This is a genomic window from Colwellia sp. BRX9-1, from assembly GCF_014077195.1.
In the GTDB taxonomy this organism is placed as follows: domain Bacteria; phylum Pseudomonadota; class Gammaproteobacteria; order Enterobacterales; family Alteromonadaceae; genus Colwellia_A.
Genome location: NZ_JACGVM010000012.1, coordinates 45,621 through 66,353 on the forward strand (window position 1 = coordinate 45,621; position 20,733 = coordinate 66,353).

At 38.3% G+C, this 20,733-nt stretch carries 16 protein-coding genes; 1 reads left to right on the forward strand and 15 read right to left on the reverse strand.

The window, feature by feature from the left end; translation table 11 throughout:
• Positions 1-173: 173 nt before the first annotated feature.
• The 12 genes from H4J76_RS12180 to H4J76_RS12235 form a co-directional block, all read right to left on the reverse strand.
• A complete protein-coding gene (locus H4J76_RS12180) occupies positions 174-1,415 on the reverse strand; it encodes a malic enzyme-like NAD(P)-binding protein (RefSeq protein ID WP_182217248.1) in 1,242 nt (413 codons plus the stop codon).
• Between the two features lie 556 nt (positions 1,416-1,971).
• Entirely contained in the window at positions 1,972-3,270 is a 1,299-nt protein-coding gene (locus H4J76_RS12185; protein WP_182216102.1) for an adenylosuccinate synthase, read from the reverse strand.
• A gap of 144 nt (positions 3,271-3,414) precedes the next feature.
• Positions 3,415-3,603, reverse strand: a complete 189-nt coding sequence (locus H4J76_RS12190; RefSeq protein WP_182203168.1) for a DUF2065 domain-containing protein — start codon at positions 3,601-3,603, stop codon at positions 3,415-3,417.
• 312 nt (positions 3,604-3,915) lie between these two features.
• Positions 3,916-4,803: a protease modulator HflC gene (gene hflC / locus H4J76_RS12195; protein ID WP_182216100.1), complete on the reverse strand. Its 888-nt coding sequence runs from the start codon at positions 4,801-4,803 to the stop codon at positions 3,916-3,918.
• A gap of 3 nt (positions 4,804-4,806) precedes the next feature.
• Positions 4,807-5,952, reverse strand: a complete 1,146-nt coding sequence (gene hflK, locus H4J76_RS12200) for an FtsH protease activity modulator HflK (RefSeq protein ID WP_182221527.1) — start codon at positions 5,950-5,952, stop codon at positions 4,807-4,809.
• A gap of 54 nt (positions 5,953-6,006) precedes the next feature.
• On the reverse strand, positions 6,007-7,314 hold the full coding sequence (gene hflX, locus H4J76_RS12205; RefSeq protein WP_182216096.1) for a ribosome rescue GTPase HflX: 1,308 nt from the start codon (positions 7,312-7,314) through the stop codon (positions 6,007-6,009).
• Between the two features lie 88 nt (positions 7,315-7,402).
• Complete coding sequence (gene hfq, locus H4J76_RS12210; RefSeq protein WP_070375096.1) at positions 7,403-7,660, reverse strand: RNA chaperone Hfq; 258 nt, start codon at positions 7,658-7,660, stop codon at positions 7,403-7,405.
• Between the two features lie 102 nt (positions 7,661-7,762).
• The gene (miaA, locus tag H4J76_RS12215; protein WP_182230742.1) at positions 7,763-8,728 is read right to left on the reverse strand and encodes a tRNA (adenosine(37)-N6)-dimethylallyltransferase MiaA; all 966 of its coding nucleotides are present in this window, start codon (positions 8,726-8,728) and stop codon (positions 7,763-7,765) included.
• 4 nt (positions 8,729-8,732) lie between these two features.
• Positions 8,733-10,640, reverse strand: coding sequence for a DNA mismatch repair endonuclease MutL (gene mutL / locus H4J76_RS12220; protein WP_182230690.1), 1,908 nt, complete (start codon positions 10,638-10,640; stop codon positions 8,733-8,735).
• Positions 10,641-10,671: 31 nt separating this feature from the next.
• Positions 10,672-11,976 carry an N-acetylmuramoyl-L-alanine amidase gene (locus H4J76_RS12225; RefSeq protein WP_182230691.1) on the reverse strand — a complete coding sequence of 435 codons (1,305 nt, stop codon included), beginning with the start codon at positions 11,974-11,976 and terminating at the stop codon, positions 10,672-10,674.
• A gap of 38 nt (positions 11,977-12,014) precedes the next feature.
• Entirely contained in the window at positions 12,015-12,488 is a 474-nt protein-coding gene (gene tsaE / locus H4J76_RS12230) for a tRNA (adenosine(37)-N6)-threonylcarbamoyltransferase complex ATPase subunit type 1 TsaE (RefSeq protein ID WP_404842494.1), read from the reverse strand.
• A 19-nt stretch (positions 12,489-12,507) separates the two neighbouring features.
• Entirely contained in the window at positions 12,508-14,130 is a 1,623-nt protein-coding gene (locus H4J76_RS12235; protein ID WP_182230693.1) for an NAD(P)H-hydrate dehydratase, read from the reverse strand.
• A 44-nt stretch (positions 14,131-14,174) separates the two neighbouring features.
• On the opposite strand from H4J76_RS12235, the gene queG reads away from it, so the two are divergent.
• Positions 14,175-15,335: a tRNA epoxyqueuosine(34) reductase QueG gene (gene queG, locus H4J76_RS12240; protein ID WP_182230694.1), complete on the forward strand. Its 1,161-nt coding sequence runs from the start codon at positions 14,175-14,177 to the stop codon at positions 15,333-15,335.
• On the opposite strand, the gene H4J76_RS12245 is transcribed toward queG, so the two are convergent.
• The 3 genes from H4J76_RS12245 to H4J76_RS12255 are packed head-to-tail and all read right to left on the reverse strand — an operon-like array spanning position 15,322 to position 20,580.
• Positions 15,322-16,986: a response regulator gene (locus tag H4J76_RS12245; RefSeq protein ID WP_182230695.1), complete on the reverse strand. Its 1,665-nt coding sequence runs from the start codon at positions 16,984-16,986 to the stop codon at positions 15,322-15,324. The two genes, queG and H4J76_RS12245, sit on opposite strands and share 14 nt — an antisense overlap.
• 12 nt (positions 16,987-16,998) lie before the next feature.
• The gene (locus H4J76_RS12250) at positions 16,999-17,202 is read right to left on the reverse strand and encodes a DUF1289 domain-containing protein (RefSeq protein ID WP_182230696.1); all 204 of its coding nucleotides are present in this window, start codon (positions 17,200-17,202) and stop codon (positions 16,999-17,001) included.
• 24 nt (positions 17,203-17,226) lie between these two features.
• Positions 17,227-20,580: a hypothetical protein gene (locus H4J76_RS12255; RefSeq protein ID WP_182230697.1), complete on the reverse strand. Its 3,354-nt coding sequence runs from the start codon at positions 20,578-20,580 to the stop codon at positions 17,227-17,229.
• Positions 20,581-20,733 lie beyond the last annotated feature (153 nt).

Consider the following 20,733-nt stretch of genomic DNA (forward strand, 5'->3'; position numbering starts at 1 on the left):
GTATTAATGATTTTTCAGGAATATAGATGACGTACAAGAGGTAATAATGCAGCTAATACATCGATGCCTTGGAGTCACCATGACCACTTGCCCTTAATAACCTACTATTTGTCATAAATAAAAAAAGGAGAGTCGAGCTCTCCTTTTACAGCGTTATTAATAAATACTACTGATTATTCCATATAGTTTTCAGGTAATTCTAGGGCTGCCACTCCAGACTCAACCGCCGCTTTAGCAACGGCAAGCGCTACTCGACCACACAAACGTGGATCCATCGGCTTAGGGATAATATACTCCTTACCAAAGGTCAAACTTTTCTCACCACTAGCATCTAACACTTCTTGCGAAACAGGTTCCTTTGCTAATTCACGAATTGCATGAACAGCGGCAATTTTCATCTCATCGTTAATCGTTCTAGCGCGAACATCTAAAGCGCCACGAAAAATAAAAGGAAAACATAACACATTATTGACCTGGTTAGGGTAATCAGAGCGACCCGTAGCAATAATAAGATCATCACGAACAGCAAGCGCTAATGAGGGTTTTATTTCAGGATCTGGGTTTGAACAAGCAAAGATAATTGGATTGGGTGCCATTAATTTTACATGCTCAGCAGAAAGTAGATTAGGTCCAGAAACACCAACAAATACATCTGCGCCATCGATAACATCTTCAAGGGTACGTTTATCAGTATTATTAGCAAACATACGCTTATATTCGTTAAGATCATCACGTCGGGTGTGAATGACACCTTTAGTATCAAGCATGTAGATTTTTTCGCGCTGAGCGCCACATTTGATTAATAGTTCCATACAAGCAATCGCTGCTGCGCCTGCGCCAAGACAAATAATGTTGGCATCTTTAATACTTTTACCTTGGATTTCCAAGGCATTGATCATTCCAGCAGCAGTAACAATAGCCGTACCATGTTGGTCATCGTGAAATACCGGTATTTTACAACGTTCAATAAGTGCCTTTTCAATAGCAAAACACTCTGGTGCTTTAATATCTTCTAAGTTAATACCACCAAAACTGTCAGCGATGTTGGCGACCGTATTTATAAATTCTTCAACTGTCTTATGTTTAACTTCGATATCAAATGAATTAATACCTGCAAATCGCTTAAATAATAATGCTTTGCCTTCCATTACCGGCTTAGCCGCCATACCACCTAGATTACCTAACCCTAAAATAGCGGTACCATTGGTAATAACAGCGACGGTATTGCCTTTGCCCGTATATTTGTAAACATCATCGGGATTTGCCGCAATTGCGCGAACCGGTTCAGCAACACCTGGGCTATAGGCGAGTGCTAAATCACGGCTAGTTTCAGCGGCCGTGGTTAATTCAACACTTATTTTTCCAGGTGTTGGGAATTGATGGTAATCAAGTGCTTGTTGGCGAAAGTCAGTCATGATTGATCCTATGCGTTAGGTGAATTTATTGTCTTATATATGCCATTTTTCACGTTTTATTTTGTTTATATACAGCATAGTTTTATAGACTCGTTATCAATCAAGATACACCTTTGTCTGTGATCTTTAAAAAGTAACGGGTATATACTATTGTAATCTTACATTTTGTTCCAACGTTATTCTTATATAAAAAGTGCTAGAAGCTATAACAAACATACCCTTAGCCCTTTTGTATTGCACATCATAAAACTAAATATTCGCTATACAGCTTAATCTATTCACCGTATTTTATGACCACTTTTATAAACTTCTTTGACTTAAAAAATTTAGCCATCGATTTTTCTTTTTTTCAATACACAACAACGAATTTATCGGTGAAGTTATCCAATTAATAATTAATCTTCATCAACGTTGTCACTATCGCTTATTACGTTGATTAATTGCTTTTGAATTTATATTCAATAATGGCCATTGAAATAATTTATTTTAGGTAAAAAAAAACCACCTCAGGGGTGGTTTTATTCGTCTTATTTTAGAAAAAAATTATTCGCTCTAATTACTCAGCAAACGGGTTTACTAAAATAATGGTTTCATTACGATCTGGACCTGTTGAAATAATATCAACCGGTACACCTGTTAATTCTTCAATACGCTTAATGTAAGCGATAGCATTAGCAGGTAAAGCGTCACGAGAAGTTGCGCCAACAGTAACTTCAGACCAACCTGGCATTTCTTCATAAACAGGTGTAATTCTGTCATAACCTTCAGCAGCTGTAGGCGGTACAGTAATAATGTCGCCAGCTTCAGTGCGGTAACCTGTACATATTTTAAGGGTTTTTAAACCGTCTAAAACATCAAGTTTAGTTAAACAAAATCCTGTTACGCTGTTAACTTGAATGGCACGGTGCATAGCAACCGCGTCAAACCAACCACATCGACGTTCACGTCCAGTAGTCGCGCCAAATTCATGGCCTACAGTACCTAAATGTTCACCAATTTCGTCATCTAATTCTGTAGGGAAAGGACCAGAGCCAACACGTGTCGTGTATGCTTTAGTAATACCTAGAATATAATCTAAATGACGAGGTCCAAAACCACAACCGGTAGCAACGCCACCTGCAGTAGTGTTTGAAGACGTTACATAAGGATAAGTACCGTGATCAATATCAAGTAAAGTACCTTGAGCACCTTCAAACATAATTGATTCGCCGTTTTTACGGGCTTGATCAAGAATTTCAGCGACATCGGCAACCATTTTAAGGATAACGTCACGAACTGATAAAGCATCAGCAAGCACAGTGTCATAACAAACGGGTGCAACTTTGTAGTAATGCTCTAAAGAGAAATTATGGTAATCAACAATTTCTTTTAATTTAATCGCAAATGACTCAGCACAAACTAAATCGCCAACACGTAAACCACGGCGAGCAACTTTGTCTTCATAAGCTGGACCAATACCACGCCCTGTCGTACCAATAGGCTTATTACCGCGAGCGATTTCTCGCGCAGCATCTAGAGCATTATGATAAGGAAGAATTAACGGACAAGCGTCACTAATAAGTAAACGTTCACGTACAGGAACGCCTTTGGCTTCTAACATTGCGATTTCTGTCATCAAGGCTTTCGGGCATAAAACTACGCCGTTGCCGATTAAACATTTCACATTGTCACGTAATACGCCCGATGGAATTAAATGAAGTACGGTTTTTTCACCGTCTATTACCAAAGTATGACCTGCATTATGGCCTCCTTGATAACGTACGACGTACTTAGCTTTATCTGTGAGTAAATCAACAATCTTACCCTTACCTTCGTCACCCCATTGGGTGCCTAGAACTACGACGTTTTTGCCCATGTTTTCAATTTCGATAAAAAATTAGGCGGGGATTTTATCAAAAATCAAATAGTAGTCCAAGTAATAAATGATGATTTTTAATGCAATTTAAAAATATTCAATTAACTAAAGGGGTTATGAAAAACTTTTATGTCATTCTTTAGTCTAATAACTCAGTAACCATAAAATAAATGTGCCTACGACGAGTAAGCTAATGCCAATATTACGAATAGATAAGCTTGATTGTTGCGCTAACTTTTCCATAGTGTCGCGCCACTTATTTGGAAAAAGTGCAGGAATAAGCCCCTCAATAATCAGTACCAAAGCAAATGCCGTTAATAGTGTCTCTACCATGTTATTACTCCTCAATTACTTCTATAGGTAACTAGCCGATACGAAAAGTACAGGAATGAGTCCATCAGTAATCAGTACCAAAGCAAATGCCGTTCGTTAATAGTGTCTCTACCATGTTATTACTCCTCAATTGCTTCTATAGGTAACTAGTCGATACGAAAAGTACAGGAATGAGTCCATCAGAAATCAGTACCAAAGCAAATGCCGTTAATAGTGTCTCTACCATGTTATTACTCCTCAATCACTTCTATAGGTAACTAGCAGATACGAAAAAGCCATGACAAGTCATGGCTTTTTTATCAAAAAAGTAGACTACTTTTTAATTGTAGCGCCTTCTTTTAAGTAGTTAAAGAAATCACTATCGGGTTTAACCACCAAGATATCACTTTTACTACTAAAACTTTTTTCATATGCTTCAAGGCTACGGTAAAAACTGAAAAACTCAGGATCTTGTCCATATGAATCAGCATAAACTTTAGCCGCTAACGCATCGCCTTCACCACGCATTTCTTGTGCTTCTTTTTGTGCTGTCGCTAACATAACAGTTACTTTCGAATCTATCGTAGCACGGATAATTTCCGCTTGCTCTTGACCTTTAGAACGATGCTCTTTTGCTACAGCTGTTCGCTCTGCTCGCATACGGTCATAGATAGAAGCACTGACTTCAGCGGGTAAGTTAATCGCTTTAATACGTACATCAATAACCTCAATACCTAAGTCTTCACGACTACTTGAGGCACTTGCTAACGCTTTAGCCATAATGCCGTCACGGTCACCTGAAACAATTTCTTTAATGGTGCGCGTACCAAACTCAGTACGTAAACCATTATTTACTTTTTGTTTCAATAACGCACGAGCATTTTCTACTGAGCCAGAAGTACGTAAGTAGAACGTTGAAAAGTCAACAATACGCCACTTAACAAATGAGTCGACCATTAAATCTTTTTTCTCAGATGTTACAAAGCGATCAGGCGCTTCATCAAGCGTTTGAATACGAGCATCAAGTCTGCGAACGTTGTTAATAAAGGGTATTTTAAAGTGTAAACCCGGTTCATAAACAAGCATTTCACCTGAATTAGCATCACGTTTAATTTTTGTAAACTGAAAAACGATACCACGTTGTCCTTCAAAAACAATGAAAACAGAAGAGACGGTTAATACTGAGAATAATACAATTAGGGCAATAATAAAGTTTTTCATTGCTTAATTTCTCCCTTCGTTAAATCTGTCTGCACGACCTGATAAATCAGGCGCAGTACTTTGGGTATTAATCGATTGCGTCGCTCGCGTTTGGCTCTCAGGTAAAGTACGTTGACCAGAAGACTGATTTTGCATCATTTTATCTAATGGTAAATACATCATGTTATTGCCACCTTCAACATCAACCATAACCTTACTGGTATTGGCATAAACATTTTCCATTGTTGATAAATACATACGCTGGCGAGTAACTTCTGGAGCAGCAAGGTATTCTGGAAGTAATTTATTGAATTTAGCAACTTCACCTTCGGCATCTAATACCGTTTGTTGTTTATAAGCGATGGCCTCTTGTTCCATACGTTTCACTCGGCCACGTGCTCTTGGTTCAATACCACGGGCATAGGCTTCGGCTTCACGTAAAAAACGAACTTCATCTTCTTGTGCTGAAATAGCATCGTCAAAAGCATCTTTGACTTCTTCAGGAGGACGAGCATCTTTAAAGTTAACATCGACAACAATTAGACCAAGATTATACGGGGCAATAATGTCATCTAATTCTTTCCAGACATCTTGACGCACTTTTTCACGGCCACTTGTTAAAATATCATCCATTTTAGAATCACCAATAACGAAGCGTAAAGCACTGTCTAGTGACTGGCTTAAACTGTCGTCAGCATCAGTAACACTGAAAATATAATCACGGGCATCAACAACACGATACTGTATCTGCATTTCAACACGTACCACGTTCTCATCTTTGGTTAGCATAAAACCAGATGCAGGTAAGTCGCGTGTTGTTTGCATATCAACAGGAATAATACGTTCGGCGAATGTCCATTTCCAGCGTAAACCTGGTTCAACTGTGCCATCGTATTGCCCGAAACGTAATACGATACCTTTTTCAGCTTCTTTAATGGTGTAGAAACCACTAAAAGCATAAACAAGAATACCCACGATTAGCGCAATAGCGATACCAACATTCGATGCGCCTTTCTTGCTGCCATCTTTTGATGATTTTCCGCCAAAAATACCGCCAAACTTATTACCAATATCTTTTAGTAAATCGTCTAAATCTGGTGGGCCTTGATTCTTATCATCTTTCTTTTTCCAGGGGTCTTTATCATTATTCCCCGGTTCATTCCACGCCATGGTCTTCTCCACTAACTATAAATTTAAATAAGTGCTAAAACTACTATTTACCCATTACGGTAATATATCAGTCTGTTTACGTTCAATAAAGCCTTCTATATCAGCTTCACTCTGTTTAATTAATCTATCCCACTCTCTTGCAGGTAATTTAATTTTCAATAAACAATTTCCATCTTCGTCATACCGTTCATCAACAATAGAATTTAATTGATAAAACACACCACGTAGTTTACCTTCGCTAGGAGGTAAGCATAAGTTATGCTTGACTATTTTCTTGCCGAGTCGTTCAGCTAGCGCTTGAAAAAGTAATTCAATCCCTATGCCTTTTTGTGCAGATAACCATACTCGTATAGGTAGACCTGTATCGTCTCTGTCAATGCGTGGTTCAATATCTTCCAAAGCATCTATTTTGTTACAAATTAATAATTGCGGAACATCGCCCGCTTCGATCTCTTTTAAAACCGTTTCAACTTGTTCAATATTTTCAGTTCGCCTATCATCTGAAATATCAATGACATGCAATAATAGTTCAGCTTCACGGGTTTCAGTCAATGTTGCTTTAAAAGCGGCGACTAAATCATGAGGTAAATGACGAATAAAGCCAACGGTGTCAGCTAAAATTGCTCGGCCAACATCCTCAATTTCAATTTTTCGTAATGTGGGATCTAAGGTTGCAAATAATTGATCTGCTGCGTAAACGTCTGCCTGAGTAATAATATTAAACAGCGTCGATTTACCTGCGTTGGTATAACCCACTAAAGAAATTGTCGGTATTTCAGCGCGTGTTCTTGCTCTTCTACCTTGCTGGCGTTGCTTTTCCACACGTTCTAAGCGTTTACGAATATTTACCATACGGTCGCGAAGTAAACGACGATCAGTTTCTAACTGAGTTTCACCAGGCCCGCGGAGGCCAATACCACCTTTTTGCCTTTCAAGGTGTGTCCAGCCACGGATCAAACGCGTACTCATATGACGTAATTGCGCAAGTTCTACTTGCATCTTACCTTCATGTGTTCGAGCGCGCTGGGCAAAAATATCTAGGATGAGTGTTGTTCGGTCAACAACGCGGCACTCACACAATGCTTCAATATTTTTTTCTTGTGAAGGAGAAAGTGCATGATTAAAAAGTACCACATTGGCTTGATGTAACTTTACCGCCTCGGCAACTTCTTCAGCTTTACCACTACCAACAAAGAATTTAGTATGAGGTGTAGTACGTTTACCTGTAACAATTGCAAGCGCGTTAACGCCCGCAGAGCTAACAAGCATTTCAAATTCTTGTAAGTCTTCGCGCGCATTTTCATCAGGGAAATCGAGGTGAACAAGAATAGCTTGTTCACCTGCTTGATAACGATCAAACAATTGAGTATTACCTATAAACTAAATAGTTAAACCAAAAGAAACTTTTGGACACGTAATATTTGGTGTACAACCAAACTCAACGAAATCATTAATCTTGCTGTTCCTGACTATAATCACCAGTTTGTGGTGCTGGCATCGTAGAAACTGCCCGTGAAGGAACAACAGTAGAAATGGCGTGTTTATAGACCATTTGACTCACTGTATTTTTAAGTAAAATAACAAATTGATCAAAGGACTCTACTTGTCCTTGTAGTTTAATGCCATTAACTAAATATATTGCTACCGGAATGCGATCACGTCGTAAAGCATTCAAAAATGGGTCTTGTAAAGATTGCCCCTTTGCCATTGTTTGGCCCCTTTTTTGTTATTTTTAATAAATGTATGTAAGAGTTTTTTCTCTAGAAAACTAGTTACTTACTATGCAACTGTTTTTATTATACATCAAGGTTTAAAGTTTGCTTACTGAAGACATAATTAGTTTTAAATTATTTTCGTCTTCCATATGCAACCATTGTAAATTTGGCCAATTTCTCAACCAAGTTAACTGTCGTTTAGCCAGTTGTCGCGTCGCACAAATGCCTTTGAAAACCATTTCATCATGGTCGACTTCACCATCTAAATATTCCCACATCTGTCGATAACCAACACAACGAATAGCGGGTAAATTTTCATGCAAATCGTCACGCTGCTTTAACTTAACAACTTCTGATTCAAAATCTTGTTCAATCATCTGTTCAAACCTAAGCGCAATACGAGCATGTAAATCTTTACGCTCTTTCGGTGAGATAGCAAATTGTAAAACATCACCACTGAGTCGTTCACCCTTAACTTTCGTTAAGTCGGTCATACTTTTCCCCGTTAGGCGGTAAACTTCTAATGCCCGCATTAATCGTTGCGGATCATTTTTGTGAATACGTTCGGCAGAAACTGGGTCTACGCTAGCAAGTTGTTGATGAATGTTCTCCCAGCCAAATTGTTCAGCTTCGTCGGCTATGCCTTGGCGAATTTTTACATCGGCCGCCGGCAGAGGCGAAATACCATCAATCAGGCTTTTAAAATACATCATAGTACCGCCAACCAATAAAGGTATGCGGTTATTCGCCCTAATTTTCTCAATTTCTAGTAAAGCGTCACGACAAAAATCAGCGGCAGAGTAACTCTCACTGGCATCAATTAGATTAATTAATCGATGCGGATACTTTGCTAATTCTTCTGCTGTTGGTTTTGCAGTACCAATGTCCATACCACGATAAACAAGCGCAGAATCAACACTGATAATATCGCATGGCAAGGCATCATGTAATGCCATTGCTAACGCTGTTTTACCTGATGCAGTAGGCCCCATCAAACAAATGACTGGCGGTAATTTACGGTTTTTACTGTCAATATTGTTTGTTGATAAAGCGTCAGGCATCAATTTAAGTAGCATTCGTTAACATTCTTATTGATGATGTGAGGTCTATCAATACCGAATTCAAGCGTAGCTGCTGCTCAAAGGTAGGATTTAATTGTTGCTGACTCAAACGGAGTAGGCTTTTAGCTTGTTGGTTATCGTAAGAATCAGCGGATAATAAACTTGCAAAGGCTTGTTGCCAATCACTATTTGTTAATTCTTGTCCATCTTCTAAACACAAAAGAGTTAAGAGCTTATTAACACTTAAATTTACATCTTTATTTCTTAACAAGGCCGGAAACTCTCGTACTTGTATGCTGCTCTTAGATAAAACACTCGCGACAATACCTATTTTTTTCAGTGCATCAGTCTGCGCTTCAACAAAAGTGACTTGTGCTTGCGTTAACGATATCTTAATCGGCAATAGTAACGGCTGGCTAACAAAATTATGCTGCCATCTGTTTTTTACTTCGAAGAATTTAACCGCTTGCTCTATTTTGTTTAATGCCAATAAACGTAGTTCATTGTCTAACGTTATCACCGCATATTTTTCATCAATAATCTTGGTTAACGCTAAGTGCTCATTTTCATTCACCTCGTGTATTGGCAGAGCGGTACTGTCTTCATCTGACTTTCCATTAGACAAAGGCGTCATCAATGTTTGATAAGCTTGCGCAGCATTTCTGCTCACTTGGTTATTACTGTGCGTATAAGAAGAATAATTCTTTTGACTACCTGGATTGCTACCTTGATAGGGTTCGCTTTGAACATCGGTAACTTTCGTCAATGGCTTAATATAATCACGCGTTAATTGCTGCCCGGTTTCATCTGACTCAAGCTGATTGTCTTGTCTATAATTTACCGCATGGCTTTCAGGCTGAAGTGGTAAAGTAGCCGAGGGTTGATCTTCTGGTTCAGGCAATAAGCCAACATTAGCATTTTCGCTTAACGCGTTATGACAAACCGAATAAATAAAATCATGAATATAACGCCCTTGATGAAACCGTACTTCATGTTTTGCTGGGTGAACATTTACATCAACTTCTCGGACATCAAGCACCAGAAACAGCACAAAAGCTGGGTAAGTATCCGCAGGTAACAGATGACTATAAGCTTGACGAATGGCGTGATTAATTAACTTGTCTCGCATCATACGGCCATTCACGTAACTAAAGCATAAATCATTTTGGTTACGGGCAAAGCTTGGTAGCCCTACCCAACCTGATAATTGTAAATCGCCATGCTGGCAGTCAATTTCCAGTGAATGCTCAATAAACTTTTGACCACAAATTTGTGCTACCCGTTTTGCGTATAAGCTTTTATTATTGACTGATTTAAAATGCTTAATCACTTTCTGATTATGTGACAAAATAAAACTAACATCAAAGCGCGCCAAAGCGATACGCTTAATGACCTCTTCAATATGAGTGAACTCTGTTTTTTCAGTACGAAGGAATTTTCGTCTCGCGGGGGTATTAAAAAACAAGTCGACAACATCAATGGTCGTGCCATTAGGATGTGCAGCGGGTTGTAATGCTACCGCCATATCTCGCCCTTCGGCAATGGCTTGCCAAGCTGATTCTTGCTCAGCAGGTTTTGACGTCAACGTTAAACGTGAGACTGAGCTAATACTTGCCAGTGCTTCGCCACGAAACCCTAAACTACAAATACCTTCTAAATCATTTAAATCTTTAATTTTACTGGTCGCATGACGACTTAGCGCTAACGTTAGTTCATCTTTAACAATACCCGAGCCATTATCACTAATACGAATACGTTTAGCGCCACCTTTTTCAATGTCTATTTTAATGGTCGTTGCGCCAGCATCTAAGCTGTTTTCAACTAACTCTTTCACCACTGATGAAGGACGTTCTACGACTTCACCGGCAGCAATTTGGTTAGCTAGGCGTGCTGGAAGGATTTCTATGGTCATAAATTTTGATCTGTTAACTATTTATAATAAATTAATCGGCGCGAGGTATGGTTAAGGTTTGACCTATGCGAACGGTATTTGAGGTTAAACTATTTGCCATTTTTAATTCTCGTACTGAAACACTATAGCGTTGTGCAACCACAGATAAAGATTCTCCGCGAGTAATTTTATGTTGTCGTGTTTCAATAGAGGCATAATAACTGCCCATCGGCGGTTGAATCATAAAATGGTCTTTAATACCTTTAAAAATACCTTTAGCGAGCTTGCGCTGATGAGCACTAGAGTTTAAATTTTGTTCTTCTCTATGGTTAGAAATAAAACCTGTTTCAACTAAAATCGAAGGGATATCTGAAGATTTTAACACACCAAAATTACCATGTTGGGGAACTTTCTTGTGCATTTTAGTAATTTTTTTCAGTTGTTTTAGTACGCTATTCGCCATGCTAATACTGACACCCTGCGAATGCTCTTTATTCATATCTGCTAAGGTTTTTGCCAAGTTATCATCGCGGGTATTTTTAATAACACCACCGCCACCACCTAAAAGCTCGGAGTTGTTCGAGCGGTTACGCAGCCATTTGGCCATTTCTGACTCAACCCGTTTGTGCGATACAATCCAGACTGAGGCTCCGTTAGGTTGAGGTGTTCTAAAGGCATCGGCATGGATTGACACTAAAAAATCCACTTGGTTTTTTCTGGCTATTTCACTACGTCGACCGACCGAAACATAATAGTCTCCATCGCGCACCATTACCGCCTTCATCCCTTTTTCATTATTAATATAGGTAGCAAGTTTTTTAGCAATCGCTAACGTAACACGTTTTTCATAGCTGCCTTTACCCCCTATAGAACCAGGATCCTCACCACCGTGGCCAGCATCAATGGCAATAAGAATATCTCGATGATCGTTTTTGGGGGTATGGTCGCCTTGGTTTATTTTTTCTTCATCGAATAAATCAATCACTAAACGGTTACCGTATTGTCCAGCTGGTGCAAGCGGAAAAACAGCCAAAGAGTAATTATCCGCTAATTCTAATACTAAACGTGTTGTGCCTTTAATACGCGATTTACTGGTGCGGATCAGTTTTATGCGTTTATCCTTTTTAAGGATATTCTTAAACGAAACATGATTCTTACTGTTGTTAAAATCTATGACTAAACGCTGAGGATTCTGTAAACTGAAATACTTATAATCAGGCTGTTCACTGAGATCAAAAACAATACGGGTATTTTCCGGGGCTGGCCAGACACGAACGCCATCGATGCTATTACCCTGCGCTTCAAAGAAAACACTAACGGTTAATAACATAGCTAATAATAACGATCGAATATTCATTTACTGCTGCCCTTTCCTTTTGCGTCTATTAGCGCACATTAACTAAGCGCATTTACTACGAGCTCACCCAAAGGGGTCTTTGCTTGTATGTTGATGGTTCTTTGCTCTTCACTATACGCTAAGTCGATACGCAAATCAGGTGCCTTGATCATACCTAGCCCCTTTTCTGGCCACTCAATAAAGCAACAGCAGTTATCTGCAAAATAATCTCGAATGCCCATATATTCTAGTTCTTCAGGATCTGACAAGCGATATAAATCAAAATGATAAACTAACCAGTCATGTAATTCATAAGGTTCAACGAGAGTATAGGTTGGGCTTTTTACGTGGCCAATATGCCCCATACCTTGCACAAAACCTCGAGTTAAGGTGGTTTTTCCCGCACCTAAATCACCGTAAAGATATACAACAATACCTTGTTTTAGTTCTTTTTTTACAATATCAGCTAATTTATTACCCATAGCTATAGTTGCTGATTCATCAGCTAAAAAGTAGTTTTTGTTTGTAAGCATTTCTTTCATCAATTATTTTCTAAAATTTATTATTTATAAGCTGCCGTATAACTGGCAATAGGTCACTTGCTAGCATACCAATTTTTCCATGCTTTTGCGCAATAATGTCAGCAGCCTTACCATGAATATAAACGGCCAAGGCTGTAAGCTTTGCAAAATCAGTTCGCGCTTGCAGTTCCTCCCCTTTTTCTGACGAGATTTTTTGCATTAGCAATGACGCAATAATACCTGATAACACATCACCCATGCCTCCGCTTGCCATGCCTGAATTACCCGTTGTGTTCACCCAAACCTGTTGACCATCACTTATCAAACTCCCTGCACCTTTCAATACGCTCACGCATTGATATTGTTGGGCTATTTTTTTTACGGCGCTAAAACGATCTCGCTCTATTTCTGTCACAGTGCAATTTAACAGCGTTGCAGCTTCACCGGGATGTGGCGTTAAAACCCAATGGTTACTTTTAATTTTATCCGTTAATAAATTTTGTTGGTAAGCTTGCGCCAACAAACTCAAACCATCGGCGTCAATTACACATAATTTTTTTTGAGCCAGTACTAAATCAAATAATGCCTGACTCCACTCATTTTGACCCAAACCAGGGCCAAGCACATAAGCCTTAGCTTTACTTAATGTCATTGATCCCACAAGTTGTTCTGCGCAACTAGGCGCTAACATTAATTCTGGGCGGCCATTAAAGACTAATGCTCGATTATTTTTATGACAACAAACACTCACTAATGCAGCACCACTGCGCAATGACGCCTCTGCCGACAAACGTATCGCACCAGCAAAGCCTTCTCCACCACCAACAGCCAGTAATAATCCAATATTTCCTTTATGGCTGCTTGCTTTGCGTTTAGGTAAAGCAGCAAAAACTTCGTTGCCAAAAACCGTGATATTGGTCTTCACTTGCTCTGTAAATGCTTGACCTAATGCTAAATCAGCAAAATAGATTTCCCCAACATGGTTAATGGCTTGTCCCGTCACTAAACCGCACTTTAGAGCAATAAAAGTTACAGTACTGTTAGCAATGATTGCCGTATTTTCAACAACACCTGTAGTTGCACATAAACCTGAAGGCACATCAACACTAATCACTTTTGCCAAATGCTGGTTAATAGAAGCAACTAATGTCACTAGAGTTTCTGGTAGGCGTCCTTTAAAACCAATACCAAATAGTGCATCAATAATTAACTTACCTTGAAAATTCGCTACAATCTCAACATTAGCCGTTTTTTGATCAAATATAATCAAGCCATTTTCAACTTTATTAACATTGATGTAAGCTTGGTAAGCGCGTAAGGCATCGCCGGATAATTCTTCTGGTTTTGCCGTTAGTAGCACCGAAACCTGAAAACCAGCTTGCACAGCTAAACGTGCAATTACAAACCCATCACCACCGTTATTACCTTTTCCACAAATAACTAACAGCTTTTGGCTAGCTATTTTTTTACCTATATCATTTTCATTTTGAAGATATTTTTGCTTGATATGCTGAAAAACAGCCTGACCTGCATTTTTCATCAATGAATACATTTCAATATTTTCTATAGCAGCAACTTTTGCTTCATTAGCTAACACTTGCTTCGCGGAAAAAGCAGCTTGTGGTAAGCTTGCACTCAACAGTTTTATTTCCATTTCTATCTCCCTTTACCAAATTGTACTGCGATGACATGTTAACTATGACAACACCTAATATTAACTATCAAGAATTAGCTGAAAAAATCAAGCTTTGGGGTCAAGAATTAGGCTTTTCGCAAATAGGTTTCAGTGATATTGACTTATCAAGTCATGAACAAGCCTTAACAACGTGGCTAGAAAATAATTATCACGGTGAAATGGATTACATGCAAAAGCATGGTTTAATGCGAGCACGCGCCCAAGAGCTTGTTGAAGGAACAACGCGGGTGATCAGTGTTCGCATGGATTATTTACCCCCCAAAGCAAAATTTGCCCGTACGCTCAAAAAGAAAGACCATGCTTATATCAGCCGCTATGCCTTGGGGCGAGACTATCATAAATTAATGCGCAAACGCCTCAAACAACTCGGTGATAAAATTAGTGAGTACTGTGAAACCTTCAACTTTCGCCCATTTGTTGACTCAGCACCGATCTTAGAGCGACCTTTAGCAGAAAAAGCGGGGTTAGGCTGGGTCGGTAAACATTCGTTATTAATTAACAAAAGTGCCGGCTCATGGTTTTTCTTGGGTGAACTATTAGTTGATATTCCGTTACCGACTAATGAAAAAACAGCCAATGAATGCGGTAGTTGTGTTTCTTGTATTAAAATTTGCCCAACCCAAGCGATAGTGGCTCCTTATGTCGTAGACGCTCGCCGTTGTATATCCTATTTAACCATCGAATTGCGTGACGCAATTCCAGAAGAGTTTAGGCCGTTAATTGGCAATAGAATTTATGGCTGTGATGATTGCCAACTCATTTGCCCATGGAATAAATTTGCTAACATCAGTCACGAAGGCGACTTTTCCCCTCGCCAAAATCTTGATGATGTTGAATTATTAACAGTATTTAGCTGGGATGAAGCGACCTTTCTCAATAAAACAGAGGGGTCTCCTATTCGCCGTATTGGTTTTAATAGCTGGCAACGAAATATTTCCGTTGCAATCGGTAATGCGCCATATAGTGCGGAAAATGTTAACGCGTTAAATAATAAGTTAGCAACCGCAGAGCCTATGGTTGCTGAACATATTAATTGGGCATTGCATCAACAAGACAATAAGCGAATCGCTGCAGAACAGCAAAGTGACTTTCCAATAAAAAATCAACGATTAACCGAGCGCTTGATCCGCAGTGTTGAAAAAGGTTTACCTAGAGATGCTTAGCAGGCTCAGTTGATTCAGCTTGCTGCCACTTTATTTTTAACTGCTCTATAGACTCAACACCGCTGCTTTTAATGTTCGCAGACAAAAGTAGAGCAAGCGCTTCATCACCCAGTTTTTGGTGACTTTCATCAAATTCATTACTTTGTTTAATCACCACCAATATTTTTAACATACGCATCGTTAATTTAATATTATGAGGTGTTAATCTTAGAGCTTGCTGAATAGCCTTAAGCGCGGGCTGTAAACGATTTTTTTCGAAATGTTCAATCGCCATATCGTTCAGTTGTTTGGGTGAAAAATTAATTTCAGCACGCTCAAGACTTTCTTGCTCAATATATTTATTGATCACTTGGCTCGTTAATGAATCACCTGAGACTTGTTTACCGATAATCTCTAACATTTTCAGCGCTTCTTCGCGCATACCCAATTCGTGAAAGACTTTCACTTTATCTAGGTTGTCTTCAATTTGCGGTGACGCAATAAAATTAACATGGTTTTCAACAAGTTTAGTGGCCTTCTCTTTTTGTTCACGAACAATATATAACCGTGCTTGGATCACTAATAACTGCTGTTTAAACTCATTTGCGTCGCTATAATCATTTTGAAGTTGCTTAATATGCTTGTCTGTTTGCTGCAAAACTTTAAAAGATCGTTCGTCAGTAATAGCCGCCGCTAAATCAATGCCTGAACGAATAACATTTAAGAGCAATTCGGGTGAATCATGAATAGAGTTTTTCGCTTGCTGGGCGATATTTCGTGTCGCTATATATTGTCCTTCATGGTCATGATTGAGTCGTGCTAAATCCCATGATTTTTTATTACGTTCAATATTTCGTGGCGACAACGCAGTTGCTTTTTTTATCTCATCGTAGGCTCTTTCATATTGCTCATGCTCAATATAATATTGCGCCAGCATATCATGAGCCCCAAATCGAGTAGCGGGCTTATTAATTAACTTCTCAATCAGTTCATTAATTTCGTTTATACGCCCTTGCTTTAACAAAGACTTTACATAGCCTAAATAAACCCAAGCGTAGGTATAGGTTTTCAATAGGCTTTTAAAAAAAGATTCTGCCGTTTCAAATTCTAAAAGACTTAAGTAAGCCTCACCTTTCATCCGCAATATATTGGGGTGATATTGGTGTAAACTTTGATTAACAAGATGACGGTCAGCAAAATATATAACTTTCGAAAAACTCTTAGTATCAGTCGCTCGATACATATTGAATAATTGCTTTTTAGTTTGCAAGGTATGGATTAAGCGTTGTTGCACTGTTTTAGGGGCGAGTGGTTTTACCCAAAAGTCATCGGGCTGTAATTCGACAATTGAATTAACAAGAGACTCATTCGTTTCAGTACTGAGAAAAATAAGAACTGTGGTTTTGTTAACATGACCTCTGAATTTTAATTCTTCGAGTAAATGAAAACCGTCTTTATCACTATTTACATTAAATGAGCAAATAACAATATGAAAACGTGTTGTTTCACATAACCTAATACCGTAATAAGCACTTTCTGCACATTTTACGTGATTAATGCCGATATCATACAATCCTCTTTTTAAGGTGTCATGAACTAACCGGTTATCGTCTATTATCAGCACGGTAAGTTGTGAAAAATCGTCTAATTCACTTTGTTCAGTAATTTCCATTTAACTTTTACCTTAATCGTGCTTCTCTTGAATCACTATTCGTCTTTGTTGACAGTTGTTAATTACCGTTATTTTTTCTTTACTTTTATAGCTTGTCCACGCCAAAATCTCATCAATGTGGCGGAAACAACCAAGGCAGACATCATCGGCATTTAAACAGCAATTTCTAACACAAGGGCTAGCAACATCCATTTCTTTTTCAGCGTTAAAACTCATTTAACTAATATCCCAGTAGTCATATTATATTGCCTCAGCAAACTCATTTAACAGGCGTTGCTGTTCGCTTAATTGGCTAAATAACGACATAACTTGTTGATGTTCTATGACCGTATTTGACGTAAGACTAAATAATAGCTGTTGGCTAATATCAATAAAGTCGTTAGCGGTTAATATTTTACTGGTTGTAAACATGCTACTCGTTAGACTCATCGCTAATGGGTAATTATGTACCGCTAGTGCCGTTGATAATTTTTTCATCGCGTCATCAATATCAGTAAGGTAGTCATCTAGCATCAACATTGCCAATTCTGCAGAGCCCTGATTTTTTGCATAGTGTTCAAGGTTAAAAGGTTCAGGTTGATTTGTTTTCGCAGCGGGTGTTAAATCTAAGTTCGATAATACGTCATCAAGCTTTTCAGTTGTTTTTAACAGTTCAGCGTCAATATTATTATACTCTTTAGTCTTATTACTTTGTGCTTTTACTGTATTAATAGCAACCACTTTAGTTGGCTTTGCTTTCAACCAAGGCTGTAAAAGTAGCACCAAAGCATCGACATCATGCAAAGCAGGTAAAATAGAAACAGCCCACTTATCTGCCAATTTTGGTGAGTCTTCAATGGAGAAATTACTTTGATTAAAAGTAAAGATGTCACGGCGTACACTTTTTCCAGCAGACATTTTAATAAAAGGTGATTGTTCAAATTCGGTAAATAACAATAAGTATCTTCCAGAGCTCCACAATTGAGTCATTGTTTTAGGCTGACAGACAATTTTTACCTGTAGTCCTAACCATTGTAAAATACGCAGCAAAGTTAACTGTTTACTTGGATTTGCCACCGCAAAAAGCACTTCAACTTGGGTCGATAAATACTGATGTTTATTAAACACACTGGCAGAAAGTTGATGGTTAGTCGTTTGTTCTGTCGTTAAAAAATCAGCTAAGCTTTGCTGAAGTGTGAGTATTTGCAATGGCGTTTCTGTCTGTTCAAACAAGCCATATCGCTCTAAAGGCGCATTAAGATAAGGTTGCATAACAAAAAGCTTTGGCCGAATATCTATCGATAAACTTGATATCTGTTGCTGTATTTTTTCAACTGATTTTACATAAAGGTCACTGGCCAACATAACGACATCAATGCTTTTATCAATTAACTGCGCGGTACTCAGTTGTTCAATAACTTGTTCCGGATCGGCTAAGGTAGTTATTATGCCATTAGCTGAAGTGATCGCTTTTTCTGTAATACTGCAAATGTCGGCATCACTTGATAACAACAAAATATTGGCTTGCTTTAAATTAATACGCTCTACCGATATCTCTTGTGCTACATCAGCAAAACCTATCGGCAGAGTAAAGCGGAACTGGTAACCCTTTTCTTGTAACTGCACATTTTTATCTGTGACGTTAAGTGAATCAAACAGTAAGCATAAGTAATCAAGGGTATCGTTTGTATTGGTTTTTGCTGACTCAAGGCGCTCGTCTAATAATAAGCACTCGAGGGCCTCGGGTAGTTTTGCGATTGTTTTTTTGCTGGTCACAGAAAAATCAAAACGAACAATTTGCTGGCCTTCATTTTTATCGATAACAAGGGTACTAATATGTAAATTAGCTTTAAATAAATCAGCAAGCAGTAATCGGCATAGGCCACTTAACAGCCGGTGAAATAAGCATACGTCAACTTTCGCAGCAGTTAACAATTGTGGATCTTGTTGGTAATAAATTTTATTACGCTGTAAATGGGCATCGGCAATAATATTAAGTAATACCGCGTCAATTTCATTGTGCAAAGCAACATCGCTTAGCGTCATAGGTTTGACCGCAGATAAAAATTCACTGCGAATTTTGTGTTGTTGACAGCAATCAAAAATACGCGCAAGTTGTCGATAAACTTGTACCGAAGTAACACCAGCACCAATAGAAACACTTTGGCTTTGCAACATACTACGCACCACCATATTGGTTAACTTTGTGGTGTTTTCATTGTTTTGTGATTGTCGCTCTAAAATTTGCTTATCATGGGTTAATGCAAGTTGCTGTAGGGACGCTTTTAATTTTTTAATTTCTTCATTTTGTTGATTTATATTGTCATTAGCGGCTTGCTGATCACTAAGCTGTTGCTGATACTCTTGCTCACTGTGCTCAGGGTTAATCATTGTTTCGAGCGCGGTTTCAAGTTGTTCGGCAATTTCTTTATTTTCCATTGAATTAAAACAGTTGGGGGTCAGTTTTTCATCACTATCCTTTGTTCTTTTTTCAATGAACTGCCTAAATAATTGCACACTCTCTTGGCCATATTTTTTTATTTTGCTTTTACTTTTAAATAGCATCGACAATAACAGCATAAATAGTAGTGCGATCAAACTAAGCACAGTTGCTTGTAGATCTTGATTGTTAACATTAACGTTTTGCTTTTCTAAAAAATCATTTATCTCAGTAGGCAGCCAATCGATTAATCGTAATTTTTTATCTGCAGATAAAGGCCCCGGTGGTATAGATTCAAGCACTAACAGCTGTAATTTTTGTTGTTGTTGCTCAATAAATTCGACATATAAACGAGATAACCGTAAATGACTGCGCCACTTGGCTACCGAATTCTGTTGTGAAAATAATAATTGCTCTAAAGTATTAAGTTGTAGCGTTAATAACTTACCCTGTTGGCTAAACGTGCTTTCTTCTGGGAGAAAGCTCGTTAACACTTGTTTTAGCTCGGTACTAACATCATCAAAATCTAAAATAGAAGACTGTAAATTCAATTGTTGAAAGGCTAATAGTGCACGGATAATGGTTTGTTGTAATGATTGTAAGTCACTCAGTTCTGTAATTTGCTTTACATAGGCCTTAGCGCGGGTTGCGGTGACTTTATCTGTGTATTTATCTGAATTGAGTTGCTGTAAAAGCAGACTTTTTTGTCGCTGCTTTTCCTTAATCTCAACCGTTAATTGATCATTAATTAACTGCAGTTGAATAATGGTATTTTGCTTAAGTTGAGTGTTTCTCTGATGATTTTCACTAAGTTTATCAATAACACCTGAAAATTCTTTATGGCCAACATACATCAAATCAAGCTGAGCTTTATTATTTTTTACCAGTAAAGATATTTTATTAATTTGCTGTTGGGCGACCTCATAGTCAGCAGATAAATTTTTGGCATCAATACGTTTAGTTAAATTTTCTAAGGCTAGATAAGTAATTAAAATTTGTTGTTGTTGTTTATGCTTATTCGCTAACGATGGCAGTTCGTTCTCTACTAACGAGGTCACTTGATTATCACGAAGAACTAACAGAGCAGTTAAGGCGCTAAAGAGAATAAATGAAAGTAAAGCAATCCGAAAAAATCGTCCTGATAATTGCTGAAAAAAGTAACGAGTAGCGTCCATATTGATCAATACCTTCAACGGTAAATTTAGTTTAAAAATACAGTGTAAGGAATTGTCACTAAGAATCAACGGTTTTTAATAACGATATGAGTAAGCTGTTTTAAAAATAACGCGCCTCATAGCCGACTAAGGTCAAATCAATCAGCGCGTTTA